Annotated in this window: 23 protein-coding genes and 1 riboswitch; of the genes, 6 read left to right on the top strand and 17 right to left on the bottom strand. The window is 71.6% G+C overall.

The features are described 5' to 3' along the window. Window positions 1-14 precede the first annotated feature (14 nt). On the top strand, window positions 15-845 hold the full coding sequence (locus tag OOZ19_RS06610; protein WP_266089094.1) for a protein kinase family protein: 831 nt from the start codon (window positions 15-17) through the stop codon (window positions 843-845). Window positions 846-960: 115 nt separating this feature from the next. On the opposite strand, the gene OOZ19_RS06605 is transcribed toward OOZ19_RS06610, so the two are convergent. The 9 genes from OOZ19_RS06605 to OOZ19_RS06565 form a co-directional block, all read right to left on the bottom strand. Further along, window positions 961-1,275 (bottom strand): DMT family transporter, encoded by a 315-nt coding sequence (locus OOZ19_RS06605; RefSeq protein ID WP_266089093.1) that lies wholly within the window; start codon window positions 1,273-1,275, stop codon window positions 961-963. 10 nt (window positions 1,276-1,285) lie between these two features. Next, window positions 1,286-1,352, bottom strand: a riboswitch (guanidine-III (ykkC-III) riboswitch). A gap of 122 nt (window positions 1,353-1,474) precedes the next feature. Continuing rightward, complete coding sequence (locus OOZ19_RS06600) at window positions 1,475-1,840, bottom strand: GntR family transcriptional regulator (RefSeq protein ID WP_266089092.1); 366 nt, start codon at window positions 1,838-1,840, stop codon at window positions 1,475-1,477. 47 nt (window positions 1,841-1,887) lie between these two features. Next, window positions 1,888-2,145: a hypothetical protein gene (locus OOZ19_RS06595; RefSeq protein WP_323055104.1), complete on the bottom strand. Its 258-nt coding sequence runs from the start codon at window positions 2,143-2,145 to the stop codon at window positions 1,888-1,890. Window positions 2,146-2,157: 12 nt separating this feature from the next. Next, a complete protein-coding gene (locus OOZ19_RS06590; protein WP_266089091.1) occupies window positions 2,158-4,248 on the bottom strand; it encodes an ATP-binding protein in 2,091 nt (696 codons plus the stop codon). Window positions 4,249-4,410: 162 nt separating this feature from the next. Further along, entirely contained in the window at window positions 4,411-4,902 is a 492-nt protein-coding gene (locus OOZ19_RS06585; protein ID WP_266089090.1) for a GNAT family N-acetyltransferase, read from the bottom strand. Between the two features lie 59 nt (window positions 4,903-4,961). Then, window positions 4,962-5,948: a methylmalonyl Co-A mutase-associated GTPase MeaB gene (gene meaB, locus OOZ19_RS06580; RefSeq protein WP_266089089.1), complete on the bottom strand. Its 987-nt coding sequence runs from the start codon at window positions 5,946-5,948 to the stop codon at window positions 4,962-4,964. A 214-nt stretch (window positions 5,949-6,162) separates the two neighbouring features. Beyond that, complete coding sequence (gene scpA, locus OOZ19_RS06575) at window positions 6,163-8,373, bottom strand: methylmalonyl-CoA mutase (protein WP_266089088.1); 2,211 nt, start codon at window positions 8,371-8,373, stop codon at window positions 6,163-6,165. After that, window positions 8,373-10,253, bottom strand: a complete 1,881-nt coding sequence (locus tag OOZ19_RS06570) for a methylmalonyl-CoA mutase family protein (protein ID WP_266089087.1) — start codon at window positions 10,251-10,253, stop codon at window positions 8,373-8,375. Before OOZ19_RS06570 ends, scpA begins: the two co-directional genes overlap by 1 nt. A gap of 329 nt (window positions 10,254-10,582) precedes the next feature. Next, a complete protein-coding gene (locus OOZ19_RS06565; RefSeq protein WP_184481063.1) occupies window positions 10,583-10,774 on the bottom strand; it encodes a DUF8847 domain-containing protein in 192 nt (63 codons plus the stop codon). 167 nt (window positions 10,775-10,941) lie between these two features. On the opposite strand from OOZ19_RS06565, the gene OOZ19_RS06560 reads away from it, so the two are divergent. Both OOZ19_RS06560 and OOZ19_RS06555 read left to right on the top strand, forming a co-directional pair. Then, complete coding sequence (locus OOZ19_RS06560) at window positions 10,942-13,443, top strand: DEAD/DEAH box helicase (RefSeq protein WP_266089086.1); 2,502 nt, start codon at window positions 10,942-10,944, stop codon at window positions 13,441-13,443. Window positions 13,444-13,522: 79 nt separating this feature from the next. Next, complete coding sequence (locus tag OOZ19_RS06555; RefSeq protein ID WP_266089085.1) at window positions 13,523-13,936, top strand: universal stress protein; 414 nt, start codon at window positions 13,523-13,525, stop codon at window positions 13,934-13,936. 279 nt (window positions 13,937-14,215) lie between these two features. Here OOZ19_RS06555 and OOZ19_RS06550 read toward each other — a convergent pair whose 3' ends face one another. From OOZ19_RS06550 to OOZ19_RS06540, 3 genes are all read right to left on the bottom strand, one after another. Continuing rightward, window positions 14,216-15,079 (bottom strand): class I SAM-dependent methyltransferase, encoded by an 864-nt coding sequence (locus OOZ19_RS06550; RefSeq protein WP_266089084.1) that lies wholly within the window; start codon window positions 15,077-15,079, stop codon window positions 14,216-14,218. Window positions 15,080-15,422: 343 nt separating this feature from the next. Next, window positions 15,423-16,565, bottom strand: a complete 1,143-nt coding sequence (locus OOZ19_RS06545) for a hypothetical protein (protein ID WP_266089083.1) — start codon at window positions 16,563-16,565, stop codon at window positions 15,423-15,425. Window positions 16,566-16,736: 171 nt separating this feature from the next. Then, window positions 16,737-18,629, bottom strand: coding sequence for a heavy metal translocating P-type ATPase (locus OOZ19_RS06540; RefSeq protein ID WP_266089082.1), 1,893 nt, complete (start codon window positions 18,627-18,629; stop codon window positions 16,737-16,739). A gap of 98 nt (window positions 18,630-18,727) precedes the next feature. On the opposite strand from OOZ19_RS06540, the gene OOZ19_RS06535 reads away from it, so the two are divergent. Both OOZ19_RS06535 and cutA read left to right on the top strand, forming a co-directional pair. Further along, window positions 18,728-19,069, top strand: a complete 342-nt coding sequence (locus tag OOZ19_RS06535; RefSeq protein ID WP_266089081.1) for an ArsR/SmtB family transcription factor — start codon at window positions 18,728-18,730, stop codon at window positions 19,067-19,069. Between the two features lie 49 nt (window positions 19,070-19,118). After that, complete coding sequence (cutA, locus tag OOZ19_RS06530) at window positions 19,119-19,436, top strand: divalent-cation tolerance protein CutA (RefSeq protein WP_266089080.1); 318 nt, start codon at window positions 19,119-19,121, stop codon at window positions 19,434-19,436. 98 nt (window positions 19,437-19,534) lie between these two features. On the opposite strand, the gene OOZ19_RS06525 is transcribed toward cutA, so the two are convergent. Then, window positions 19,535-19,732 (bottom strand): ferredoxin, encoded by a 198-nt coding sequence (locus tag OOZ19_RS06525; protein ID WP_266089079.1) that lies wholly within the window; start codon window positions 19,730-19,732, stop codon window positions 19,535-19,537. Between the two features lie 231 nt (window positions 19,733-19,963). On the opposite strand from OOZ19_RS06525, the gene OOZ19_RS06520 reads away from it, so the two are divergent. Further along, the gene (locus OOZ19_RS06520) at window positions 19,964-20,638 is read left to right on the top strand and encodes a TetR/AcrR family transcriptional regulator (protein WP_266089078.1); all 675 of its coding nucleotides are present in this window, start codon (window positions 19,964-19,966) and stop codon (window positions 20,636-20,638) included. A gap of 198 nt (window positions 20,639-20,836) precedes the next feature. Here OOZ19_RS06520 and OOZ19_RS06515 read toward each other — a convergent pair whose 3' ends face one another. The 4 genes from OOZ19_RS06515 to OOZ19_RS06500 are packed head-to-tail and all read right to left on the bottom strand — an operon-like array spanning window position 20,837 to window position 25,131. Then, on the bottom strand, window positions 20,837-21,379 hold the full coding sequence (locus tag OOZ19_RS06515; RefSeq protein WP_266089077.1) for a cyclodeaminase/cyclohydrolase family protein: 543 nt from the start codon (window positions 21,377-21,379) through the stop codon (window positions 20,837-20,839). Then, a complete protein-coding gene (locus OOZ19_RS06510; RefSeq protein WP_266089076.1) occupies window positions 21,376-23,073 on the bottom strand; it encodes a formate--tetrahydrofolate ligase in 1,698 nt (565 codons plus the stop codon). The genes OOZ19_RS06515 and OOZ19_RS06510 overlap by 4 nt, the downstream gene beginning before the upstream one ends. Beyond that, window positions 23,070-23,912, bottom strand: a complete 843-nt coding sequence (locus OOZ19_RS06505; RefSeq protein WP_266089075.1) for a methylenetetrahydrofolate reductase — start codon at window positions 23,910-23,912, stop codon at window positions 23,070-23,072. Before OOZ19_RS06505 ends, OOZ19_RS06510 begins: the two co-directional genes overlap by 4 nt. Before the next feature lie 19 nt (window positions 23,913-23,931). Further along, window positions 23,932-25,131 (bottom strand): glycine cleavage T C-terminal barrel domain-containing protein, encoded by a 1,200-nt coding sequence (locus OOZ19_RS06500; RefSeq protein ID WP_266089074.1) that lies wholly within the window; start codon window positions 25,129-25,131, stop codon window positions 23,932-23,934. Between the last annotated feature and the right edge of the window lie 7 nt (window positions 25,132-25,138).

The raw sequence follows: 25,138 nt of genomic DNA, 5'->3' as shown, positions 1-25,138 counted from the left end.
CACATGATCGGGTGGTGGCACCGAACGAGATTCCGAACGACGAAGCCGACGAGATGTTCGCCGCGTGGATGCGGCAGAACCTGGACCGGGCCGCCGAGCACTTCGCGGTGCGCGTGGTCGGCGAGCCGGTGCTCGGCTGGCGGCAGCGCTCCATCGGCGCGGCCGTGCTCAGCCCCGACGGCCCGCGCTGGCTGCGCGTGGTGTCGGAGGAGATCCAGTGGGCCGAAGGGGACTGGTGGACCGGCAACGCCGACTCCAACGCGATCACCGGCGTGCGCAAACCACGAGTCCTCGGCCTGGTGGAGTGGGAGCTCGCGGAGACGCGGCGGCAGCGCGCCGAGCTGATGACCTTCGTGCCGGGGCAGCGCTGCTCGGATACCGACGTGCTGCGCGAGGAACCGGACCTCTCCGACGGCTGGTGGGCCGAGCTGCGCGCCGCGCTGGACACGATTCGGGTGGTGCCGACGCTGCGGCTGCGCAACGACGAACCGGACATCCAGCAGGCCGTGCGCGACAAGCTCGGCCACGACCTGGACATCGAGCACTGGGACACGGTGCACGGCGACCTGCACTGGGCGAACCTGGTGCGCCCGCGCTTCGGCCTGCTCGACTGGGAGCTGTGGGGGCGCGGCCCGGCGGGCACGGACGCGGCCTCGCTGTACTGCTACAGCCTGCTCGTCCCGCCGGTCGCGGCGAAGGTGCACGACACGTTCGCCGACGTGCTCGACACCGACGACGGCCGCACCGCGCTGCGCTACGTCGCGTCCCGCGCCCTGCACCGCGTCGACATGGGAGACCACCCCGACCTCGCCGACCCGCTGCGCGAACTCGTCGCCCGGCTCTGAGGGCGCCGTTCGAACGCGGCGGGTTCTCGGCGGCCTCGCGAGGAAACCGCTGAGAACCCGCGCGGATCCCCCGCAGGAGGTATCGGTGAGCGGGGTGGTCACCGGCGAGGGCGGCTCAGTGGATGAGCTTGAGGCCGATGACGCCGCCGACGATCGCCGCGAGGAACAGGACCTTGAGCACCGACACCGACTCATCTCCGGCGGCCATCGCGTAGGCGACGGTGAGCACCGCGCCGATGCCCACCCACACCGCGTAGGACGTGCCGACGGGGAGGTCGCGCATCGCGTAGGCGAGGCCCGCCATGCTCGCGGCCAACGCGGCGAAGAAGACCACCGACGGGCCGAGCCTGCTGAGGCCTTCGGACTTGCCCAGCGCCGTCGCCCAGACGGCTTCGAGCACACCGGAAAGAACGAGAACGATCCACGACATCACGGACTCCTCCGGGCCGTCTTGTCGCACACCGGGTACGGCACCCCTCGTCCGGGAGCCACGTCGTCGGGCTCACGACCAACGTCTCACGCCCGTGCGTCGGGTGGCAACGAGTGCCGCCTCACCACGCGGGCGCCCACCGGATCACCTCGGCGGGCGGCGGCATCGGCCGCGAGCAGCGGAAGCGGCCGGGGCACCGTCAGCTCTGCGGCAGCCCCAGCGCGGCGCGGACGAGCCCCAGCGCTTCCTGCGGCGGGATGCCGAGGTCGCGGGTGGCGCGGGCGTACTCCGCGGCGGCGTCGGCGGCGCGCTGGGCGCTGCGGTCCCCGGCGGCGCTGACGAACGTGCCCGCGCGCCCGCGGGTCTCGATGAGCCCGGCCTGCTCCAGCTCGCGGTACGCCTTCGCGGCGGTGTTCGCGGCGATGCCCACCTCCGCCGCCAGCCCCCGCACGGTCGGCAGCTTCGCGCCGACGGGCAGCGCACCGGAGTTGATCCGCTCCGCTATCCCGGACCGCACCTGTTCGAACGGGCTCACCCCGGAATCGGGGTCCACGCTGAGATCCATTCCCGCATTGTCCGCCACCGCACCGGCCTCGCGGACCGGGCGGGCGTTCACGGAGTCCGTTCGAGGTCGGTGAACGCCGCGACCAGGTCGTGGGGTGCGCCTGCGCCGAACATGAGCTCGTGGAGTTCGTCGCGTTCGACGGCGGCTTCGGCGCTGCGGGCGAACATGGCCTGCTCGTGCTCGGTGAGGGCGGCTTCGGCGTCGTCCGGGTGCGCGGCGATGGCCTTGCCGAGTTCGGCGCCGTCGCGCGGGGCCAGGTTGGCGCCTTCGCCGTTGCCCCCGGCGGGCTCCGGCTGGGAGGTCATCGCTCGCGGGCGTCAACCGGCGAGTTCGTGCGGGACGCCGAGTTCGTCGTAGAGCCGCGCCGCGGTCCGGCGCTGCTCGCGGGCCTGTTCGGGGCGTCCGGTGCGCTCGTAGAGGTCGGCGAGCCGCTCGCGGTCCAGGGCCTCGCCGTAGCCGTACTCGGTCTCCTGGTGCAGCACCAGCGCCTGTTCGAGGTGGTCGGCGGCCTCGTCGGTGCTGCCCATCGCACCCAGCACCAGGCCGATCTCGCTCAAGCAGCTGGCCTCGTTGCGGCGGTCGCCGTGCGAGCGGCGGATCTCGATGGCTCGCTGCAGGTGCGGGATCGCCTCGTCGAACTGCCCGAGGCGGCACTCCGCTTTGGCCAGCGCGCTCAACGCGGTGGCCTCACCCCACTCGTCGCCCAGCGCGACGTGCATGGCGAAGGCGCGCTCCAACGTCTCGTCGGCCTCCGCGTCGCGGCCCAGCCCGTAGTACGCGCTGCCGAGGTCGCGCAGTGCCCACGCGTGCGCCCACTCCGGGCCGACCCGCTCCCACAGCGAGACCGCGCGCTCCAGCTCCGCCAGCGCCTTCTGGTGTTCGTGCACCGTTCCCCACGCGATGGCGTCGCTGGTCAGCAGCCACGCCTCGGCGAGCTCGTCGCCGAGCGCGCGGGCGGACGCGAGCCCGACGCGGTGCGTCTCCAGCCAGTCGGCCACCGGCCGCCGCGACAGCATGAAGGCGAACATCGCCACCGGCAGCTGCCAGCCGAAGACGTGCTCCCCGCGTGCCGACGCCTGCCGGACCGCGGCCTTCAGGTTCTCGCGCTCCTCGTCGTAGAAGTGCAGCGCGGCCGGGCGATCGGCGAATTCCGGAATCGAGCCGGGGGAGTCGGGCGCGTCCATCGGGATCCGGGTGAAGCTCGGCGCGGCCTGCCAGGACGCGGCGATCGTCGCGTGCAGGTACCAGGACAGCAGCCTGCGCACGGCAGCGTCGCGCTCCGCCTCGCTCTCGTCGTGCCGCGCGCATTCGGCGGCGTAGAGGCCGAGCAGGTCGTGGAAGCGGTAGCGCTGCGCCCGGTGCTCGTCGAGCAGGTGCGCGCCGACGAGGGAGTCCAGCGACCGACGGGTCTTGGTGCGCGGCAGTCCGCTCAGCGCCGTCGCGGCGTCCAAGCCGATGTCGGGGCTCTCCGCGAGCCCGAGCAGCCGGAACAGGCGCGCCGCGTCCGCTGGCAGCGAGCGGTAGGACCAGGAGAAGACCGCCCGCACCGTGGTGAACTCGTCCTCCTCGACGGTCAGCGCGTCCAGCCGTTCGCGTTCGTCGGCCAGCTCCTCGACGAGCTCGGCGACCCGCAGGTGCGACCCGGCGACGAGCCGTTCGGCGGCGATGCGCAGCGCTAGTGGCAGGAATCCGCAGTACCGGGCGAGTGCGACCACGGCGTCGGGTTCCGCGTCGACCCGGTCGGCGCCTGCGGCCTTGCGGAGCAGTTCGATCGCGCGGTCCGGTGGCAGCACGTCCAGCGACATCCGGGTGGCTCCTTCCCTGGCCGTCAGGCTCGTCAACCGGTTACGGCTGGTGACCAGCACCCGGCAGGGCGCGGAACCGGGCAGCAGCGGGCGGACCTGCTCGGCGGTGGCGGCGTTGTCGAGCACGATCAGCATATGGCGGCCGGTGAGCAGCGTCCGGTACATCGAAGATTTCGCGGCGGCGTCCACGGGCAGCCGATCGCTCGGGACGCCCAGCGCGCGCAACATCTCGTCGAGCGCCTCGCTCGCGTCCCGCCTGCGGTCGACGTGGTGGCCGCGCAGGTCCACGTACAGGTCGCCGTCGGGGAACCGGTCCCGCACCCGGTGCGCCCAGCAGGCGGCCAGCGAAGTCTTCCCGACACCTCCGGAACCGACGATCAGCCAGGTCGGCGCGGCGGACTCGGCGGGCTCGGCCAGCCAGGAATCCAGCGCGCCCAGGCTGGTCTCGCGATCGGTGAAGTGCGTGACGCCCGCCGGCAACTGCCGTGGCACCGGGATCTCCGGCGCCGCCCGCTGGTGGAAGTGCACGTCCCCGTGGACCTTCCCCACCTGCACCACGTTGCGCGCGGTTCCGGTGAAGACGTTGCGGATCTCCTCGGTCATCCCGACCTCCGAAGCGAGTGCCCGAGAACGGTGTACCGCCTCCGGACACCCCGGCACGGTCGAAACCTCCCGAAAAGGCCGGAAAACCGGCCATCCGGAGCAGCCGAGCTCCCCGAATGCCCCGGCCGCGGACCGGTGTTCGGCGAGGGCGTTCGGGGCCGCTCAGCGGAGGGTCTTCGCGTACCAGTGCTCCGCATCGCCGTGGCTGTTGCGGGGCGCCGTTTCCCGGTAGCCGTGGGCGCCGTAGAGGGTCCGCGCCTCGACGAGCTCCGTCCTGGTGTCGAGGACGATCCGCGTCGCGCCCAGGTCCGCGGCGGACCGCTCGGCGGCCACCAGCAGCGCACGGCCCAGGCCGACACCGCGGTGCGCGGGGCGTACGTACATGCGCTTGAGCTCCGCGGTCGCGGGGAGGTCGTCCAGCAACCGCGCGCCGACGCATCCGATGAGATCGCCGTCGTCGTCCCGCGCGACGAGGAACGCTCCCCGCGGTGGGGCCAGGTCGCCGTGCGGATCGCGATCGAGCACCGCCCGCAGCTCCGCGTCGGTCGCCGGACGCCCCAGGAGACGCCGACCGACCTCGGCGACGTACTCCCAGATCGCCGCGTCGATTCCCGCGCCGCCGACCGGCTCGGCCTCGATGATCCATGCGGACATGCGGTTCACGATCCTCGAACGCCCCGGGCGGTTCCAGCGAACCGGGCTGCGGGCGCCGGTCAGCGGGCGCGGAACGCGCGCAGCAGCCGCTCCGCCGCCAGGGAGGCGGTGAGTTCGCCCGCGCGGACGTGGGATTCGACCTCGTCGACGATCCCGCGCACCTCGGGGTGGGTGACGAGCTCCGCCATCAGCTGGTCGCGGACCAGCGCCCAGGTCCACTCGACCTGCTGGCGGCTGCGCTTGTCGGCGAGTTCGCCGGTGTCGGTGAGCGTGGCGCGGTGCTGCTCGATCTGCTCCCACAGCGAGTCCAGCCCGGTGCCGGTGAGCCCGCTGCACGTCACCACGGGCGGCGTCCACGAGGCGCTGACCGGCGTGAGCAGCCGCAGCGCGCCGCGCAGTTCGCGGGCCGCCTTGCGCGCGTCCATCTCGTGCGGACCGTCGGCCTTGTTGACCGCTACCAGGTCGGCGAGCTCCAGGACGCCCTTCTTGATGCCCTGCAACTGATCCCCGGTCCGCGCCAGCGTCAGCAGCAGGAAGCAGTCGACCATCCCTGCCACCGTCACCTCGGACTGGCCGACGCCGACGGTCTCCACCAGCACCACGTCGAACCCGGCGGCCTCCATCAGCACGATCGTCTCGCGGGTGGCCCGCGCGACGCCGCCGAGCGTGCCCGCCGACGGTGACGGCCGCACGAACGCTGCCGGATCAGCCGACAGCGTGGCCATCCGCGTCTTGTCGCCGAGGATGCTGCCGCCGGTGCGGGTCGAGGACGGGTCCACCGCCAGCACCGCCACCCGGTGCCCGGCGGCGGTCAGCGAGGTGCCCAGCGACTCGATGAACGTGGACTTGCCGACGCCGGGCACACCGGTGATGCCCACCCGGTGCGCCCCGCCGCTGCGCGGGAGCAGCTCGACCAGCAGCTCCTGCGCTTTCGCCCGGTGCGCCGGTTTGGTCGACTCGACCAGCGTGATCGCCTGCGCCAACTTCGTGCGGGAACCCTCCAGCACGCCCTTGGCGTAGTCCTCGACGTCGATCTCGCGCGGCATCAAAAGTCCTTGCGGGGTGGGCTGCGTAGCGGGTCGTTCAGCGGAACCTCAGCTGCTTCCTCGCTGCGGGATCGATTTCTCATGTAGGTCCCTGCACCACGAAATCGCTGTTCTCGCGAGGAAGCAGCTGAGACCCCGCCGGTGGTCCGGCTGCGTGCGTGGTCACTGCTCATCGGCTTCGCCGCTGACAAGACAGAAACCATGCGGTGACTCCTCAGTCGAGTTCGAGCCGGGACCGGAGTTCCTCGAGCAGGCCGAGCGCCGCGTCGGCGATCACCGTGCCTGGAGGGAAGATCGCGCTCGCGCCCGCTTCGCGCAGCGCGTCGAAGTCCGCTGGCGGGATGACGCCGCCGACGACCACCATGATGTCCTCGCGGCCCACCGCGGCGAGCTCGTCGCGCAGCGCGGGCACCAGCGTGAGGTGCCCGGCGGCCAGCGACGACACCCCGACGATGTGCACGTCGGACTCGGCGGCTTGACGCGCCACCTCGGCGGGCGTCTGGAACAGCGGGCCCACGTCCACGTCGAAACCGAGGTCGGCGAACGCGGTGGCGATCACCTTCTGGCCCCGGTCGTGGCCGTCCTGGCCCATCTTCGCGACCAGGATCCGGGGGCGGCGGCCTTCGTCCTCGGCGAAGCGCTCCACGACTTCGCGGGCGCGCTCCAAGGACTCCGACGGCCCCGATTCCTCCCGGTACACGCCGGAGATCGTACGGATCTGCCCGGCGTGGCGGCCGAAGACCTTCTCCATCGCGTCGGAGATCTCCCCGACGGTGGCCTTCGCGCGGGCCGCGTCCACCGCGAGGGTGAGCAGGTTGTGGTCGAGGTCGTTGGGGCGCTCCTCGGACATCGAGGCCTCGGCGGCACCGGTGAGGCGGCGCAACGCGTCCTGGCAGGCGGCCTCGTCGCGCTCCTCCCGCAGCCGCCGCAGCTTGTCCAGCTGCTCGGCGCGGACCTCGGCGTTGTCGACCTTGAGGACCTCGATCTGCTCGTCGCCGTCGAAGCGGTACTTGTTGATGCCGATCAGCGGCTGGCGCCCGGAGTCGATGCGCGCCTGGGTGCGCGCGGCGGCCTCCTCCACTCGCAGCTTCGGGATGCCGGCGTCGATGGCCTGGGCCATGCCGCCCGCGTCCTCGACCTCGGTGATGTGCGCCCACGCGCGTTCGGCGAGGTCCTGGGTGAGCCGCTCGATGTAGTGGCTGCCGCCCCACGGGTCGATGACGCGCGTCGTGCCGGATTCCTGCTGCAGCACCAGCTGCGTGTTGCGGGCGATGCGCGCGGAGAAGTCCGTGGGCAGCGCCAGCGCCTCGTCGAGCGCGTTGGTGTGCAGCGACTGGGTGTGGCCCTGGGTCGCGGCCATCGCCTCCACGCAGGTGCGGGCCACGTTGTTGTAGACGTCCTGCGCGGTCAGCGACCAGCCGGACGTCTGCGAATGGGTGCGCAGCGACAGGGATTTCGCGTTCTGCGGCCCGAAGGTCTTCACCAGCTTCGCCCACAGCAACCGGGCGGCGCGCAGCTTCGCGACCTCCATCGCGAAGTTCATCCCGATGCCCCAGAAGAACGACAACCGGGGTGCGAACGCGTCGATGTCCAGTCCGGCCTGCTTGCCCGCGCGCAGGTACTCCACGCCGTCGGCGAGGGTGTAGGCCAGCTCCAGATCGGCCGTCGCCCCGGCCTCCTGGATGTGGTAGCCGGAGATGGAGATCGAGTTGAACTTCGGCATCTTCTGCGAGGTGTAGGCGAAGATGTCCGAGATGATCCGCATCGACGGCTGCGGCGGGTAGATGTAGGTGTTGCGGACCATGAACTCCTTGAGGATGTCGTTCTGGATGGTCCCCGCGAGCTTCTCCGGCGCCACGCCCTGCTCTTCGGCGGCGACGATGTAGAGCGCCATCACCGGCAGCACGGCGCCGTTCATGGTCATCGACACGCTCATCTTGTCCAGCGGGATGCCGTCGAACAGCTGGCGCATGTCGTAGATCGAGTCGATCGCCACCCCGGCCATGCCCACGTCACCGGACACCCGGGGGTGGTCGGAGTCGTAGCCGCGGTGGGTGGCCAGGTCGAACGCCACCGACAGGCCTTTCTGCCCGGCGGCGAGGTTGCGGCGGTAGAACGCGTTCGATGCGGCGGCCGTGGAGAAACCCGCGTACTGGCGCACCGTCCACGGCTGGTTGACGTACATCGTCGGGTACGGGCCGCGCAGGAACGGCGCGATGCCCGGCTTGGTGCCCAGGAAGTCCAGGTCCTCGGTGTCGGCCGCGGTGTAGAGCGGCTTCACCCCGATGCCCTCGGGCGCTTCCCACACCAGGGCGTCGGCTTCCTTGCCGGTGGCCGACAGGACCGCCGAGTCCCAGTTCGCGTCGCCCTCGGCCGCGTCCCGGTCCAGCGGGACGTCGGCGAAGTTCGGGATGCTGTGGTTCATCACTCGACTCCCAACGTGCGGTGCGCCGCGCGCAGAACCTGGATCGCGTCGCAACCGTCGAACACGTGACCGTCCACATCGTCCGGTCCTCGGCCGGGTTTTCCGGCCAGCAGCACGCTTTTCGCGCCCGCCTCCTTGAGCGCCTGCACCGTCTCGGCGGCGCGCTCGGCGTAGACCTTGTCCGCCGAGCACATGCACACCACCGGAGCGGGGTGCTCGGCGTAGGCGGCGAGGACGTCCGAAGTGGACTCCGTCGGCCCCGCCTCGGTCGCCGCCAGCCCACCGGCGGCGAACAGGTTCCGGGCGAACGAGGCCCGCGCGGTGTAGGTGGCCAGCGGACCCAGCGTGGCGAGGAAGACCTCCGGTCGCTGCGGCTGGGCGTCGGCGGCGTCGCGCAGCGCCTCGAACTCCTCCGCGTAGCGCACCCTGGGCAGCCCGCCCGAAGGCGGTTCCGGCGCGGGTTCGCGCTGCAGGGGACGTTCGTCGAGGTTCGGGAACTCGCTCACCCCGGTGATCGGGTCGGAGCGGTCGGCCACCGCGGTCTTGCGCCGCTGCCAGGTCGCGGCGAGCCGGTCGGCGACCAACCCGGAGCGCAACGCCTCCGGCAGCCCGCCCGCGCGCTCGATCTCCTGGAACCACGCCCACGCGGCGTTCGCCAGCTCATCGGTCAGCGTCTCCACGTACCAGGAACCCCCGGCAGGGTCGATGACCTGCGCCAGGTGCGACTCGTCGAGCAGCAGCGCCTGCGTGTTGCGGGCGACGCGGCGGGAGAACTCGTCCGGCGAGCCGATCGCCGCGTCGAACGGCTGCACCGTCACCGCCTGCGCCCCGCCCGCACCGGCGGCGAACGTCGCGATCGTCGCGCGCAGCATGTTCACCCACGGGTCGCGCCGCGTCAGCATCGCCGAGGAGGTCACCGCGTGCTGGTGCTGCGCCCGCGCCGGTTCCGCGGCACCGCAGCGGCGCGCGACCTGCTCCCACACGCGGCGCGCGGCGCGCAGCTTCGCGATGGTGAGGAACTGGTCGGCGGTCGCCGCGTAGCGGAACTCCAGCAGGCCGCACGCGGTGTCCACGTCCAACCCGGCCTCGGTCAGCCAGCGCAGGTAGGTGACGCCCGCGGCCAGCGAGGCGCCGAGCTCTTCACCGTCCGAGCCGCCCGCGTCGTGGTACGGCAACGCGTCCACGGTGATCGCCCGCAGTCCGGGGTGGTCGGCGGCGCAGCGCTTCGCCAGCTCCACGGCCTGCTCCGGGCCGGTCTCGCGCCCCGTGCGCGCCTGCACGCCCAGCGGGTCGGCGCCGAGGTTGCCGCGCAGCGCGCTCGGCGCCACGCCCTGCTCGGCGGCGATCTCCAGGAAGGCAGAGGCGGCGCTCGTGGCCTGCTCGCCCGCGTCCAGCACCACGCCGATCATGTCCAGGTGCACGCCGTTGAGCACGTCCGGCAGCGAATCCACGGCGATCCCGCCCTCGCCGAGCCGCAGCACCAGCGAGGTGACGCCGCCGTACAGGTCGGCCAGGACCTCCCGGTTCGTCGCGGTCGCGTCCGGGTTCCCGTGCGACTGGCGCACGTCCCAGCCCTCCGCGGCCGAGCCCTGCGGCCTGCTGCCCCGCACGAACGGGGCGAAGCCCGGCAGCCCCGAGCCGGGCGCGTCCTCGCCGGCGGAGTACAGCGGGCGGACCGCGACCCCGTCGTAGGTCCGCGTCGCGAGCAGCTCGGACGGATCGTCGGGGGCCGGATCACCTTCCGCGATGCGGCCGGTCCTGCGCAGGACCTTCTCCACCTGATCGAGCCACTGCCGGTGCGTGGGCTCGGGGAATTCGCCGCCCAGGCTGAGGCTGGGCCGGGGGCTGCTCGTCGTCGAGAGCCGGTCAGAGGGCGCCATGGGAACCGATGGTAGGACTCGGAACCCCCCTGAAACGGCCGGTCTCTTGTGACTCACGTCCCAACTGATTCCACGGCTCGTTTTGCTCTGGGGGCAGGTGGCGGAGCCTCAGCGGCTTCCTCGCTGCGGGATCTTTTTCCCGAGTGGCTCCGCCCCGAGGGAAAAGCTGTCCTCGCGAGGAAGCCGCTGCGAACCCGCGGGTGAGCGGCTTTTCGACGTGGGCTATGCGCTGGCGCGCATACAAGCACGGCTGCGCCGCAAGGCAGGCGTGGCTTCGCCGCTCACTGCACGGCCTTCGGCCGCAAGACAGGCGGGCTTCGGCGCTCTGATCAGTGGCCGTTGAAGTGGTATTCCCAGCCCGAGTCCGGCGCGTAGTGGAGGCGGTAGCAGGTTTCGATCTTGGGGCCGTCGTGCAGGTGGACGTGGCGGAGCAGTCGGCCGTGCACCGCCTCGGAATCGCGCAATCCCTGTTCGCGCCCGTCCAGCGGTCCGCCGACGAATCGCACCTGTCGCTCCGGCATGCGCACAGTGTCGATGATCCCCACCGGACCGATCCAGCCCCGGCCCGCCGCCTTTCACTCGATGGAGTGAGTTCCGGTGGCTCGGATGGCCCATGTCGTCCTCCCTCGAACCCGCACCGGACCCCGGCTGAGGTGCGCACGAGCGCGCCAGGGACGATTCGAGGGCCATGAAGCTCACGGACCACCTCCCCAGCGCACCTGACCCCGACGTCCTGCTCGACGCCTTCACCACCTGGACGACGGGGCAGGGCATCGAGCTCTACCCGGCGCAGGAGGAGGCGCTGATGGAGGTGGTGACCGGGGCCAACGTCATCCTCAGCACCCCCACCGGCTCGGGCAAGAGCCTGGTCGCCACCGGTGCGCACTTCACCGCGCTGGCCGGGGGGAAGCGCAGCTACTACACGGCGCCGATCAAGGCGCTGGTCTCGGAGAAGTTCTTCGCGCTGGTCGACGTCTTCGGCGCCGAGAACGTGGGCATGATGACCGGCGACAGCAGCGTGAACGCGGACGCGCCGATCATCTGCTGCACCGCCGAGATCCTGGCGAACTTGGCGCTGCGCGACGGCGAGCAGGCCGACGTGGGCCAGGTCGTGATGGACGAGTTCCACTTCTACGCCGAGCCGGAGCGCGGCTGGGCCTGGCAGGTGCCGCTGCTGGAACTGCCGCAGGCGCAGTTCGTGCTGATGTCGGCGACGCTGGGCGACGTCGCCCGGTTCGAGAAGGACCTGGTGGCGCGCACCGGCCGGTCGACGGCCGTGGTGAGCTCCGCGGAGCGGCCGATTCCGCTGACGTACCGCTACGCGCTCACCCCGCTGCACGAGACGATCGAGGAGCTCCTGGGCGGCAACCAGGCTCCCGTCTACGTCGTGTACTTCAACCAGGCGTCCGCGATGGAGCAGGCGCAGGGCCTGATGAGCGTGAACGTCGCCTCCCGCGAGCAGCGGAACAAGATCGCCGAGGCGATCGGGGACTTCCGGTTCACCGCCGGGTTCGGCAAGACCTTGTCGCGGTTGGTGCGCCACGGCATCGGAGTGCACCACGCGGGGATGCTGCCGAAGTACCGGCGGCTCGTGGAACAGCTCGCCCAGGCAGGCCTGCTGAAGATCATCTGCGGTACGGACACGCTCGGCGTCGGCATCAACGTGCCGATCCGCACCGTGCTGCTGACCGGGCTGACCAAGTACGACGGGGTCCGCACCCGGCACTTGAAGGCGCGCGAGTTCCACCAGATCGCCGGTCGCGCCGGCCGCGCGGGCTACGACACCGCGGGCTACGTGGTGGTGCAGGCCCCGGAGCACGTGATCGAGAACGAGAAGGCGCTGGCCAAGGCGGGGGAGGACCCGAAGAAGCGGCGCAAGGTGGTGCGCAAGCAGGCGCCCGAGGGCTTCGTGTCGTGGAGCGAGAAGACCTTCGACAAGCTCGTCGAGGCCGAACCGGAACCGCTGGTCTCCAGCTTCCAGGTCAGCCACTCCATGCTGCTCAACGTGATCAACCGGCCCGGCGACGCGTTCGCGGCGATGAAGCACCTGCTCACCGAGAACCACGAGGACCGCCCGGCGCAGCGCAGGCACATCCTGCGCGCCATCGCGATCTACCGCGCGCTGCTGGCCGCGGACGTGGTGGAGCAGCTCGACGAGCCCGACGCGCAGGGCCGTCAGGTGCGGCTGACCGTGGACCTGCAGTTCGACTTCGCCCTCAACCAGCCGCTGTCGCCGTTCGCGCTGGCCGCGATCGAACTGCTCGACGTGGACTCGCCGAGCTATCCGCTGGACGTGCTCTCCATCATCGAGTCCACGTTGGACAACCCGAGGCAGGTGCTGTCCGCGCAGCAGTTCAAGGCGCGCGGCGAGGCCGTGGCGCAGATGAAGGCCGACGGCATCGAGTACGACGAGCGGATGGAACTGCTCGAGGACGTCACCTACCCGAAGCCGCTGCAGGACATCCTCGAAGCGGCCTACGAGATGTACCGCAAGGGGCACCCGTGGGTCGCCGAGCACGAGCTGTCGCCGAAGTCGGTGGCCCGCGACATGTTCGAACGGGCCATGAACTTCGTCGAGTTCGTCAACCACTACGGCCTGGCCCGCTCCGAAGGCCTCGTGCTGCGCTACCTCGCCGACGTCTACAAGGCGCTGCGCCACACGGTGCCCGCCGACGCGAAGACCGAAGAGCTCACCGACCTCATCGAATGGCTCGGCGAACTGGTGCGCCAGGTCGACTCCAGCCTGCTCGACGAGTGGGAGCGGCTGCGCAACCCCGGCGCCGAGCCCACCGCCGAGGCCACCCCGGTCGACGAGGGCCCGGCCCGCGTCACGCAGAACAAGCGCGCGTTCCGGGTGCAGGTGCGCAACGCGCTGTTCCGCCGCGTCGAGCTCGCCGCCCGCCGCTGGACCACGCCGCTGGGCGAACTCGACCCCGAGTTCGGCGCCGAGGCGTGGGCGGAGGCGCTGGACGGCTACTTCGCCGAGTACGACGAGATCGGCACTGACGCCGACGCGCGCGGACCCGCGATGTTGATGATCACCGAGGAGTCGGAGCGCTGGCTGGTGCGGCAGATCTTCGCCGACCCGGCCGGGGACCACGACTGGGGCATCAGCGCCGAGGTCGACCTCGCCGCCTCCGACGAAGAGGGCGCCGCCGTGATCCGAGTGCAGGCCGTGGACCAGCAATAAGGAGTCCTAGGACGGTGGCACGGCCCGCCCCGGTGCCATACGATCAAGGTTTCCGGCCGCGATCGAGAGGAACGCGATCATGCCGCAGACCGTGGTAGCAGGTATCGACGGGTCCGAGGAGTCCAAGCGGGCGCTGCGCTGGGCCGCCGAGTACGTCATGAAGGTGGGCGGACTGGTCCACGCCATCACGGTGTGGCACCAGCCGGTCCAGTTCGGCTACCGGCTGCCCACCCCGGACACCGAGCTCGAACAGCGCGCCCGCACACTGCTCGACGAGACGACAGAAGCAGTGAAGGCGGAGTTCCCGAAGGTGGACATCCGGCCCCGCCTCGTCCGCGGGCACGTCATCGACGAACTGGTGGGGCTCTCCCCGCAGGCGGACATGATGGTGGTCGGCAACAAGGGCCACGGCGCCTTCACCGGCATGATGGTCGGCTCCGTCGCCCTCAAGCTCGTCCACCACGCCCGCTGCCCGGTCCTCGTCGTGCGCTGATCGGGTCGGATTCAGAGCTGGGGTGGGGCCTCGGGTTTGAGGGGCTTCCCCGGTTCGGTCGTGTGGTTGGCGTGGTGCCTGGCTGCGGGATCCTCTTCCTGAGTGGTTCGGCCACGAGTGGAGAACCCGCCAGTGAGCGGCTTTTCGGCGTGGGCCACGCGCTTCGCGCATCCGGGCACGGCCTTCGGCCGCGAGGATTCGGTCTCGCCGTTGCGGTGCCAACGCACGTCGCCCGTCGGTCCGAAGTGGACTCGGCGGGCGACGTCGTGGTGCGAGGCTTCAGGATTCCAGGCGTGCGGTGAGCATCTGGCTCACTTCGTGGAACTTCTCGTGGAAGCCGATGAACTTCCTGCCGTAACCCGCGGCGATCTCCAAGCCGGGGTCGCGGCGCACGGTCCAGCCCTTGCCGGTGAGCACGTCGCCGGGGTCGGGGCGGTCCTCGATGCTGAACAGCGAGGGCAGGTCGATGCCCCATTGCTCGGAGACCTGCTGGATCTCGTCGCCCACCATGTGGCTGCGGTCGCCCGCGATGTGCTCGATGGACAGGCGGCTGCCCGGTGCGGAGAACGCGTGGATGGTCTCCAGCAGCTGGGCCTCGGCTTCCGCGGGGAGGTAGGGCAGCAGGCCTTCGGCGAGCCAGGCCGTGGGCACCGAGGTGTCGAATCCGGCTTCCTGGAGCGCGCCCGCCCAGTCGTCGCGCAGGTCGGCGGAGATGGCGTGCCGCTCGGCGGTGGGCTTCGCGCCGATCGAGTCGAGGGTCTGGTCCTTGAACTCCAGCACCTTCGCCTGGTCGACCTCGAAGATCCGCAGCCCGCTCGGCCAGTCCAGCCGGAACGCGCGGGTGTCCAGGCCGGACGCGAGGATCACGGCCTGGCCGCACCCGCCCGCGGCGGCGCGCAGGAAGAACTCGTCGAAGAACCGGGTCCGCACGCCCATGTAGTCCGACACCAGGCCGCGCATCAGCTCTTGGGCTTCGCTGCTGGCGAGCTGGGGCGCGTCGGCGGCGTCCACCAGGGCTCGGGCGTACGGGTCGTTGATCAGCCGGTCCTCGCGGGCCGATTCGGCGGCGCGGCCTTCCGCCACGGCGAGGGCGGTGATCCCGACTCCGGAAACGATGTCCCACTGCTCGTGCGTGCTGGTCACCTGAGCACCTTTCAGTCCGCTTCGAGTTCCTTTGCGAGGCTAACTGGAAGGTTGTGTGACACAACTATGTGTGACTCATTCGCTCGTCGCCCATTTCGGGCGAACAGCCTAGTGCGCTCGACCGGCGGGCGGCGGTGGTCGAGCGGACGTGCAGGTGGTGGCGGTTTCAGTGCCGGTCGGGAGGCGCGCGGCGGCCCGGTCGGCTGTCATCCGATCAGCAAAAACTCGGTGGGCCTTCCGGTGCCGTCCGATGTGCGATCGATGTTCTGCGAACGTGGAAAGCGCACTCGTCACCCGATTTTCGCCCAGGAGAATGGCGGTCATCGCATTTCCGGGTGGCCGCTCACTCGGCCTCGCTTTCGCGGCGGCGCTGTTCCTCGCGATAGCCGTAGGCGGCCTGCCGAACCGCCGCGTCCGATTCGAGGCTGGATCCCAGCGCGCCCGCGACGATGCCCATCGTCGTGAACCCCCAGGCCAGCGTCAGGTAGCGGCTGAAGTCCGCGGCATGCCCCAGCGTGCTCGCCAGCAGGTTCGGCGGGACGAGGAACAGCGCGACCAGCAGGTTGATCACGAACAGCCCGGCGTACATGAAGCCCACGCCGATCGTCAGCGTGAGCACCGTTGAGGTGTTGTACAGCAGCGCCTGTTCCGGGTCCCGCATGCTGTTGTCCCAGCGCTTCTCCCACAGGCCGTGCGCCGCGATCAGCCAGCCCACCAGGATGATCACCGAGCCCAGCGCCGCGATGATCTGGCGCTCGGCGCCGAGCTGATCTCCGATCTGCCAGATGGTGCTGGAGGACAAGCCGAACGCGCTGGTGGCCACCGCCGCGGCCAGCGCGTTGCGCAGCCCGAACACCAGCCGCCACGGCTGGTTGGTGCGCACCATCCCGCTGAGCAGGCGCAGCCGGCCACGGGTCCGGGTGGCCGTGTAGCGGATGTCGACCTCGTTGTCGTCGTCGTGCTGCGCGCGCTCGCGGCGGATCGGGGCGACCAGCTCGGTGAGCTTGCTGTCCAGCCCGTACCGGTGGTCGGCCCCGCCTTCCCGGCCGGTGAGCTCGTCGGCCAGTTGCAGCACGACCTGCCGGGAACGCCGGTACGGCTGCGTGCCGCCGAGCGCGGGTATCGACACCACCGCGACGTGCTCGCCGATGTTCGCGTCGGCCACCACCGGTCGATGGTTGGCCCGCACCGGGAGGTCGGTCAGCGTGATCGCGTAGTCCCAGTGGCGGTGATCCATCCGGTCGCGCGTGGCGCGGAGGATGTCGCGGGTGCCGTGCCTGCCCGCGGTCATCGGGTCCACGTCCACTTCGACCGTCCACTCCCGCAGCTCGTCGTCGAGGTGCCTGGGGAGTTCGTCGGCGAGGTGCCGGGCCACCCGCTCGGGCATGTCCGGGTCGGTGATCAGGCCCAGCGTGACCCGTTCGGCCGGGGAGCCGGATCCCTGCTCCTCGGTTCGGTCGTTGCGGCCGTCGTCCTCGGCGCTCACGGTCCTCCTCCGGTTCGGTGTGGTCGTGCACCGGCCTCGGGGTTTCCATCCGGGGCGGCGGCAAACATCATCATCGCCGATGCGGACGTGATCTGCGGGAGCAACGCTCCGGCGCGGTCGCGCTCTTCCTTGTCCCACAACCGAATCCGGCTCGACGGCCGCCGGAAGTGATCAGCGCCACGCGCGGGAGCGCAGCAGGCGCAGCCCGTTGAGGCCGACCAGCACGGTGGACCCCTCGTGCCCGGCGACGCCCAGCGGCAGCGGCAGATCGCCGACCAGGTCCCACGCCACGAGGACCGCGATGAACGAGGCCGCGATGACCAGGTTCTGCCGGACCAGGCGCCGCGCCCGCCGGGACAGGTCGACGAGCTTGGCGACGGCCGCCAGCTCGTCGCGCACGATCACCACGTCGGCGGTCTCCAAGGTGAGGTCGGCGCCCGCCCCGCCCATCGCCGCACCGGTGTGCGCGGCGGCCAGCGCGGGAGCGTCGTTGATCCCGTCGCCCAGCATCAGCGTGCGCGCGCCGAGTTCCCGCACGGCGGCGACCTTCTGCTCCGGAAGCAGCCCCGCCCGCACCTCCCGGATCCCCACCTCGGCCGCGATGCGCCGGGCGGCGAGTTCGTTGTCGCCGGTGAGCAGCACGGGTTCGGCCCCGGTCAGATCCCGCAGCGACCGCACGGCCGCCGCGGCGTCCGGCCGGATCCGGTCGGTGAGGCCGAGCACGCCCGCGACGACTCCGTCGGCGAGCACCACCACGGCGGTGCGCCCGGCGGACTCCACGGCGGCCACGCGCTCGGACCGCTGTTCGGGGCCGCGCACCTCGATCCGCCGTCCCGCGACGAGCGCGGTCACGCCCCGCCCCGGTTCGGCGCGGAAGTTCGCGGCGTCCGGGATCGGCAGGCCGCGTTCGCGGGCGGCGGTGACCACGGCCCGTCCCAGCGGGTGCTCGCTGCGGTGCTCCGCGCCCGCCGCCAGCGCCAGCACCTCGTCCGCGCCGTGCCCGGATTCGGGGTGGATCTCGGCGACCACCGGCACCCCCTCGGTGAGCGTGCCCGTCTTGTCCAGCGCCACCCGCTCGACGTCGGCGAGGCGTTCCAGCACCACCGCCGATTTCACCAGCACCCCGCGCCTGCCCGCGTTCGCGATCGCCGACAGCAGCGGCGGCATCGTCGCCAGCACCACCGCGCACGGCGAAGCGACGATCATGAACGTCATGGCGCGCAGCAGCGCGTCCGACACGGCCTCCCCGAACAGCAGCGGGACGCCGAACACGGCGAGCGTCGCGAGCACGATGCCCATCGAGTAGCGCTGCTCGACCTTCTCGATGAACAGCTGGGTCGGGGCCTTCGCCTCGCTCGCCTCCGCCACCAGCGCCACGATGCGCGCGATCACCGATTCCGAGGCGTCCCGCGCGACGCGCACCCGCAGCGCGCCGGAGCCGTTGAGGGTGCCGGCGAACACCTCGTCGCCGGGGGTCTTCGCGGCGGGCATCGGCTCGCCGGTGATCGTGGCCTCGTCGATCTCGGTACGGCCGTCGAGCACCTCGCCGTCGGCGCCGACGCGTTCACCGGGGCGCACCAGGATCTCGTCGCCGACGATCAGGTCGGCGGCGGGCACGGTCCGCTCCACGCCGTCGCGGACCCGCACCGCGGTTTCCGGCGCCAGGTCCAGCAGGCCGCGCACGGAGTCCTCGGTGCGTGCGGTGGCGTAGGCCTCCAGGGCCCCGGAGGTCGCGAAGATGACGATGAGCAATCCGCCGTCGCGCACCTGGCCGATGCTCGCGGCGCCGATCGCCGCGACGATCATCAGCAGGTCCACGTCCAGCGTGCGCTCGCGCAGCGCCCGCAGTCCCGCCCAGGCCGGTTCCCAGCCGCCGGTGGCGTAGCAGAGCAGGTAGAGCGCCCAGGAGGCCCAGTCCGGTCCGCCGCCGAGGTCCACCGCGAGTCCGAGCAGGAAGGCCAGCAGTGCGGCTCCCGCCCAGCGGCTCTCGGGCAGGGCGAGCAGACCCCGGCGGCGCGGTGCGGCCCGTTCGGCGGGTGCGGGGCGGTCGGTGAGCGTGGTCATCGCGGTTCCTCGGGAGCGGGGGTGCGGCGCCCACAAGGTACATGAATGACTGTTCAGATGTGCAGGTGTTCAGGTGGAGACGTGGCTACACTGCGCGCATGGGTCATGGAGTCGAGGGCGTCGCGCCCGCCGCCAAGCTGGACGCGGTCTCGGCGTCTTCGGTGGCCGAGACCCTGCAGGCGCTGGCCGCGCCGTCCCGGCTGCTGATCCTCAGCGAACTGCGCCAAGGCGCGCGGCCCGTCGGCGAACTCGCCGAGGCCGTCGGCATGGAGGCCTCGGCCGTGTCCCACCAGCTGCGACTGCTGCGTTCGCTGGGCCTGGTCAGCGGCAGCCGCACCGGGCGCAGCGTCGTCTACAGCCTCTACGACGACCACGTCGCCCAGCTGCTCGACGAAGCCGTCTACCACATCGAGCACCTGCGGCTGGGCTTGTCGGGCTGAGGGGCCGTTTTCGTCGAAGCGGCCGGGTGCTGCCGATAGCCTCGGGGTCATGGCTGACTACGTGCAGGTCGTGACGACCACGGATTCCGAAGCGGCGGCGGCGGAACTCGCCCGGGGCATCGTCGAGGCGCGGGCCGGGGCCTGCGTGCAGGTGGTGCCGATCCGCAGCTTCTACCGCTGGGACGGAGCGGTGCAGGACGACCCCGAGTGGCAGTTGCAGGTCAAGACCTCCGCGGCCCGGATCGACGCGCTGATCGCGCACCTCCAGGCGCACCACACCTACGACGTTCCCGAGATCATCGCCACCCCGATCGTTGGCGGGAATCCCGCCTACCTGTCCTGGCTCGACGAAGAAACCCGGGGCTAGTTCGGCGCTGCGCCGCTGAGCGCCGTCGGACGATCCCGGCGGTGCCGCTGATTGCAGTGGTCCACCGAGGACTGATTTCGGTCCTCGGTGGACTCCTCTCAGTCCTCCCGCAGTGCGATGGCCGCCGCCGGGCACAGGGCCGCGGCTTGGCGGGCGGCCTCGTGCCGCTCCGGGGCGGGGGAGTCGTCGAGCAGCACCACGACGCCGTCCTCGTCGCGCTGGTCGAACACGTCCTCGGCGGCCAGCACGCACTGGCCCGCTCCGATGCACCTGTCCTCGTCGATCTCGATCTGCACGGCTCCTCCTCCGGCGCTGGTCCACCCCGTGTCCGCCGCTGCGCTGCGCGGGCGGCCGACTTGAAGTCACGCTAGCATTTAAGTCAGATGTATTTCTTAATGAGCGATCGATGGCGGACGAGGACCGCGGCACCGGCGGCCCGGTGGTCGCTCACGAGAACCGGGCCGAGAGCGCACCGAGCAGGCCCGTCGCGAGTGGGCTCGGCGGAGCGCCGGTGCGGTGGTGAGACGATGACCGTCGTGGACGCGGAAACGGTGCCCAGCAGGCACGGTCGAGGAACCGGCGCCCGGCGCGAGCAGGCCGACGCCACGCGGGCGCTGCTGCTGCGCACCGCCGAGCGCCTGTTCGCCGAGCGCGGGCTCTCCGAGGTGTCCAACCGGCAGATCGTCGAAGCCGCAGGGCAGGCCAACAACTCCGCGCTGGCCTACCACGTCGGCACCCGCGAGGACCTGCTGCGCGCCCTCAGCGACGCCCACAGCGAGCCGATCACCCGGCGCACCCGGGAACTGCTCGACGCGGCGAGCGGCTCCGACGACCCGCGCGACCACGTGGCCTGCCTGGTGCTGCCCTACGTCGAGCACCTGGCGAGCCTGGGCAACCCGAGCTGGTGCGCGCGGTTCACCGCGCAACTGGCCACCGATCCGGTCCTGCGCGACAACCCGATGCGGGCGCCCGAGATGGAACCGCTGCTGCGCGCGGCCGACGAGGCGCTGGCCGGGCACAAGCCCGAGCTGCCGCCGAAGATCGCCGCGATCCGCCGCGAAACGGCTCGGCTCGCGGTCCTGCACACCTGCGCCGAGCAGGAGCGCGCAGCCGCCGAGACCGGCGCTCCGGCCGACTGGGACCTGGTCGGCGTCGCCTTGACCGACGGCCTCACCGGCCTGCTGCTCGCACCCACCCGCTGACTCCTCCCGGAGCGAGCCCCGCGCCCGACCGGCTCGACGTCACCCGGTCGAGCGGCCCGCACCTGGCCTTCGTCCAAGCGACCACTGGTGCCACCTCCGGTAGCCGGCGCGCGTCGAGGTGCGCCCGGCTCGAGCCCGAGGTGCCTCGCCCGACATGATCGTCCACGGCGCCCACGGCTCCCGATCACCTCGCGGTGATCAGGGGGAGTGGCGGGCGGCTTCCGCGGCGTGGGCGTCGGCCTCGTCGGCCGCGCCCTGGTCCGCGTTCGCGGCGGTGAGGTTGATCCGCGCCAGGATCGCCGCGCCGCGGGCGCAGGCCGCGGCCAGCGCGGCGGCGGTGTGCGCGTCGCCCCGCAGTGCGGGCGTCGCCTCGGCCGCGACCTCGGCGGCGAGCGCGGCGACCTGTTCCGCGAGCGCGGCCAGCGCGCTGGGCGGCCCCGCCGCTTCGATCAGCGCCTCCGCCAGCGCTGCGGCCCGGCCCGGATCGTCCTGGCCGCGGCGCTGGGCGGCCAGAACGCCTCGGTAGGCATCGGAATCCGCGACCGCCAGCTCCGTCGCCCGCTGCCGCAGCGCCTCCGCCCGAGCCGCCCGCGCCGCGTCGCGGCGCAACCGGGCCGTCATCGCGAGCAGCCCGGCCGCGGCGGCGACGGTGACCGCGCCGACGACGCCGCCGGTGGCGGACGGCGTCGGCGCGGCCACCTCGTCGAGGAAGTCCCGCACGCTCACGTCGAGATCGGTCAACTCAGCCCCACGACCTGACCGTGCTCGTCGATGTCGATGCGCTCCGCCGCCGGATGCGACCCCAAGCCGGGCATGGTGCGCATGTCACCGCAGATCGGGTACACGAACCCGGCTCCGACCGAAGCCCGCACCTCCCGCACCGGCAAGGTCCAGCCGGTCGGAGCGCCCAGCAGCGTCGGATCCGAGCTCAGCGACAGGTGCGTCTTCGCGATGCACACCGGCAACGTGCCGAACCCGTTCGCCTCGTAGTCCCGCAGCGAGCGGGCCGCGGCCGGGGTGTAGGACACGCCGTCGGCGCCGTACACCCGCCGAGCCACCACGTCGATCTTCGTGCGCAGGTCCGCCGAATCCGGGTACAGCAGCTGGAACCGGCTCGGTTCCGACGCGGCCTCCACCACGGCCTCAGCCAGTTCCTTCGCGCCCTTGCCGCCGTCGAGGAAGTGGCTGCTCACCGCGACCCGAGCGCCCGCGGCCTCGGCGACCTCGCGGATCGCCGCGTGCTCGGACGGGTGGTCGGTGGGGAACGCGTTGACCGCCACCACCGGCGAAACCCCGTGCAGCCGGATGTTCTCGATCTGCTTGCGCAGGTTGTCGGCGCCGGCCCGCACGTCGTCGGGGTTCTCCGCCAGCAGCTCCGGCGGCAGCGGGCGGCCCGCCACGATCCGGTGGTTGCCGGAGTGCGCCTTCAACGCGCGCACCGTCGCCACCAGCACCGCCGCGTCCGGGCGCAGTCCCGAGGTGCGGCACTTGATGTTGAAGAACCGCTCCGCGCCCATGTCCGCGCCGAACCCGGCCTCGGTCACCACGTAGTCCGAGCAGCGCCCGGCGATGCGGTCGGCCACCACCGAGGAGTTGCCGTGCGCGATGTTGCCGAACGGTCCGGCGTGCACGAACACCGGAGTGTTCTCCGTGGTCTGCATCAGGTTCGGCTTGATCGCCTCCCGCAGCAGCACCGTCATCGCGCCCGCCGCGCGCAGCTGCTCCGCGGTGACCGGGGAGCCGTCGCGGGCGTAGCCGACGACGATGCGCCCCAGCCTGCGGCGCATGTCGTGCAGCGAGTTCGACAGCGCCAGCACCGCCATCACCTCGCTGGCGGCGGTGATGTCGAACCCGGTCTGGCGCGGCGCGCCGTCGGCGGGCCCGCCCAGGCCGGTCACGATGGAGCGCAGGTCCCGATCGTTGACGTCGAGCACCCGGCGCCACGTGATCCGCTGCGGGTCGATGTCGAGCGCGTTGCCCTTGTGCAGGTGGTTGTCCAGCATCGCCGAGAGCAGGTTGTGCGCCGCGGTCACCGCGTGCATGTCGCCGGTCAGGTGCAGGTTGAGCGCCTCCATCGGCACCACCTGGCTGTAGCCGCCGCCGGCGGCACCGCCCTTGATGCCGAACGTCGGCCCCATCGACGGCTGCCGGATCGCCACCGCCGAGCGGTGCCCCAGCAGTCGCAGCGCCTGCCCGAGCCCGACGGTCGTGGTCGTCTTCCCCTCGCCCAGCGGGGTGGGCGTCACGGCGGAGACGAGGACGTACTTGGCCGCCGGGCGGTCGGTGAGCTCCTCGATCGCGTCGAGGGACACCTTCGCCACCTGCCTGCCGTACGGTTCCAGCAGGTGCGGGCCGATGTCGAGCTGCGCGGCGATCTCGTCGATCGGACGGAGCGCCGCGGCTCGGGAGATGTCCAGGTCGGACGGGATGGTCATGCGGGAACCTCCTGGATCCGGGCGAGGGCGTCGTCGCGCCACTGGACGGTCCGGTCGAGTTCGTTGAACGTGAACAGGTGCCACCCGGCGATGCCCGGAGCGGGCTCGTCCAGGTGCGGCCAGAGCCCGTCGACCAGGGCGTCCGGCGTGTACGGCGCGAGCAGCCTGGTGACCAGGCCGTGCTGCTTGCGCAGGAACCGCAACGACTCGCCGAGGCCGATCTTCATCGACATCCGCAGCAGCTTCGTCACGTCCACCGCACCGGGCAGGCCGATGTGCACGGGCAGCAGCACGCCGCGCGCGCGGACCTCGCCGAGCCAGTCGGCGATGCGCCGCGGGTCGTAGCAGATCTGCGAGACCACGTAGTCCGCGTAGCGCGCCTTGTCCGCCATGGCCCGGATCGTGGCGGCGTCGGACAGGAACGCGTGCCGTTCCGGGTAGCCGGTGATGCCGACCTTGCCCGGCCTGCGGCCCAGCTCCTCCATCGTCCGCAGCAGCGCGAGCGCGTCCGGGAATTCCCCGGCGGGAACCGGGGAATCGCCCGCGACGACGAAGACCTCGTCGCTGCCCAGCGCCGCCGCGCGGTCCAGCAGTTCGGCCAGCCGCGCCCGGTCCGGGATGGAGCGCGCCGCCAGGTGCGGCACCACGTGCAGTCCGGATTCCGCCAGCCGGGCAGCGACGTCCATCGTCGCGTCGGGGCCCTTCGCGGCGGAAGCGGTGACGGTGACGGCGCTGCCGGCGGGCAGCACCGCCGCCCGCTCCGCCGCGCCGCGCACCGGCAGCACCTCGAACCTGCTGCGGCACAACATCTCCTGCAGCCGCTGAGTGCTGGTGTCCATCAGCTCGACCCCCGCCCGCTCACGCCGAGGCCGTGCGTTCGAGGTGCTTCGGGATGTCCTTGTTCGGGTCGTGGAACGGCTTCTCCACGACGATCGCGTCCTGCGGGCCGTGCTGGGTGTGCACCACCAGCTCGGTGCCCGGTTCCTGGTAGGCCACCGGGACCATGGCGAAGCCGATGTTGCTGTCCAGCCTGGGGGAGTGGCAGGCGGAGGTGACCTCGCCGATGCGCAGGCCGTGCGGGTCGTGCACGTCGAACGGTTCGATCATGCTGCCGTCGTTGAACGAGCCGATGCCCGGCCCGCCCATGCGCACCCCGACGAGCTTGCGCGCCACGCCTTCGGTCTTGATCCGGGTCAGCGCCTCCTTGCCGATGAAGTCGGCGTCCTGCTCCAGATCCACCATCCACGTCTTCTCGAAGCCGTAGCCCGCCTCGAACGGGTTCGTCTCGTAGGTGATGTCGCAGCCCCACGACAGGATTCCCGCTTCGATGCGGCGGATGTGGCACGGCCCGATGACTTGCATGCCGTGCGGGCGGCCCGCCTCCCAGATCGTCTCCCACAGCTTCACGCCGTCGCGGGTCGCGTTGTGCAGGTAGATCTCGTAGCCCAGCTCGGCGGTGTACCCGGTGCGGGAGACGACCACCTGCATCCCGTTGAGCTCGCGGTCCACCGCGTAGTAGTAGGGAACGTCCAAGATGGACTCGCCGAACAGGTCGACCATCACGTCCCGCGACTTCGGCCCCTGCACCTGCACCGGCCCCACGTCGGGTTCGTGAATGCGCACGTCCATGCCCAGGCCGTGGGCCAGTCCCTTCGCCCACAGCAGCACGTCGCTGTCGGCGAGCGAGAGCCAGAAGTGGTTCTCCCCCAAGCGCAGCAGCACGGGGTCGTTGATGATGCCGCCGTCCTCGGCGGTGACGAACACGTACTTGCACTGCCCGACCTTGCACTTGGTGAGGTCGCGCGGCACCAGCATGTTGGTGAACTCGAACGCGTCCGGTCCGGTGATCTCCACCTGCCGCTCCACGCCGACATCCCAGAGCGTCACCCCCTCCAGCAGCGCCCAGTACTCCGCCACCGGGTCGCCGTAGTGCCGTGGGTGGTAGGTGTGGTTGTAGACGCTGTAGAGGCTCACGCCGTGCTGCCGGGAGGCGTGGAAGAACGGCGACTTGCGCAGCCGGGAGTACTGCAGAATTCCGGGGTTCGGATTCACTGCCATCAGGGGG

Source organism: Saccharopolyspora sp. NFXS83 (genome assembly GCF_026241095.1).
Classification (GTDB): Bacteria; Actinomycetota; Actinomycetes; order Mycobacteriales; family Pseudonocardiaceae; genus Saccharopolyspora_C.
This window is presented reverse-complemented; position numbering and strand designations above follow the sequence as displayed.

Coding starts and splice junctions, on each gene's coding strand:
- OOZ19_RS06605 (WP_266089093.1), bottom strand. CDS start 1,275: ATGTCGTGGATCGTTCTCGTTCTTTCCGGTGTGCTCGAAGCCGTCTGG.
- OOZ19_RS06600 (WP_266089092.1), bottom strand. CDS start 1,840: ATGGATCTCAGCGTGGACCCCGATTCCGGGGTGAGCCCGTTCGAACAG.
- OOZ19_RS06565 (WP_184481063.1), bottom strand. CDS start 10,774: ATGCCGGAGCGACAGGTGCGATTCGTCGGCGGACCGCTGGACGGGCGC.
- OOZ19_RS06535 (WP_266089081.1), top strand. CDS start 18,728: ATGGGTCATGGAGTCGAGGGCGTCGCGCCCGCCGCCAAGCTGGACGCG.
- OOZ19_RS06590 (WP_266089091.1), bottom strand. CDS start 4,248: ATGACCGAGGAGATCCGCAACGTCTTCACCGGAACCGCGCGCAACGTG.
- cutA (WP_266089080.1), top strand. CDS start 19,119: ATGGCTGACTACGTGCAGGTCGTGACGACCACGGATTCCGAAGCGGCG.
- OOZ19_RS06520 (WP_266089078.1), top strand. CDS start 19,964: ATGACCGTCGTGGACGCGGAAACGGTGCCCAGCAGGCACGGTCGAGGA.
- OOZ19_RS06560 (WP_266089086.1), top strand. CDS start 10,942: ATGAAGCTCACGGACCACCTCCCCAGCGCACCTGACCCCGACGTCCTG.
- OOZ19_RS06585 (WP_266089090.1), bottom strand. CDS start 4,902: ATGTCCGCATGGATCATCGAGGCCGAGCCGGTCGGCGGCGCGGGAATC.
- OOZ19_RS06540 (WP_266089082.1), bottom strand. CDS start 18,629: ATGACCACGCTCACCGACCGCCCCGCACCCGCCGAACGGGCCGCACCG.
- scpA (WP_266089088.1), bottom strand. CDS start 8,373: ATGAACCACAGCATCCCGAACTTCGCCGACGTCCCGCTGGACCGGGAC.
- OOZ19_RS06510 (WP_266089076.1), bottom strand. CDS start 23,073: ATGACCATCCCGTCCGACCTGGACATCTCCCGAGCCGCGGCGCTCCGT.
- OOZ19_RS06595 (WP_323055104.1), bottom strand. CDS start 2,145: ATGACCTCCCAGCCGGAGCCCGCCGGGGGCAACGGCGAAGGCGCCAAC.
- OOZ19_RS06500 (WP_266089074.1), bottom strand. CDS start 25,131: ATGGCAGTGAATCCGAACCCCGGAATTCTGCAGTACTCCCGGCTGCGC.
- meaB (WP_266089089.1), bottom strand. CDS start 5,948: ATGCCGCGCGAGATCGACGTCGAGGACTACGCCAAGGGCGTGCTGGAG.
- OOZ19_RS06570 (WP_266089087.1), bottom strand. CDS start 10,253: ATGGCGCCCTCTGACCGGCTCTCGACGACGAGCAGCCCCCGGCCCAGC.
- OOZ19_RS06555 (WP_266089085.1), top strand. CDS start 13,523: ATGCCGCAGACCGTGGTAGCAGGTATCGACGGGTCCGAGGAGTCCAAG.
- OOZ19_RS06505 (WP_266089075.1), bottom strand. CDS start 23,912: ATGGACACCAGCACTCAGCGGCTGCAGGAGATGTTGTGCCGCAGCAGG.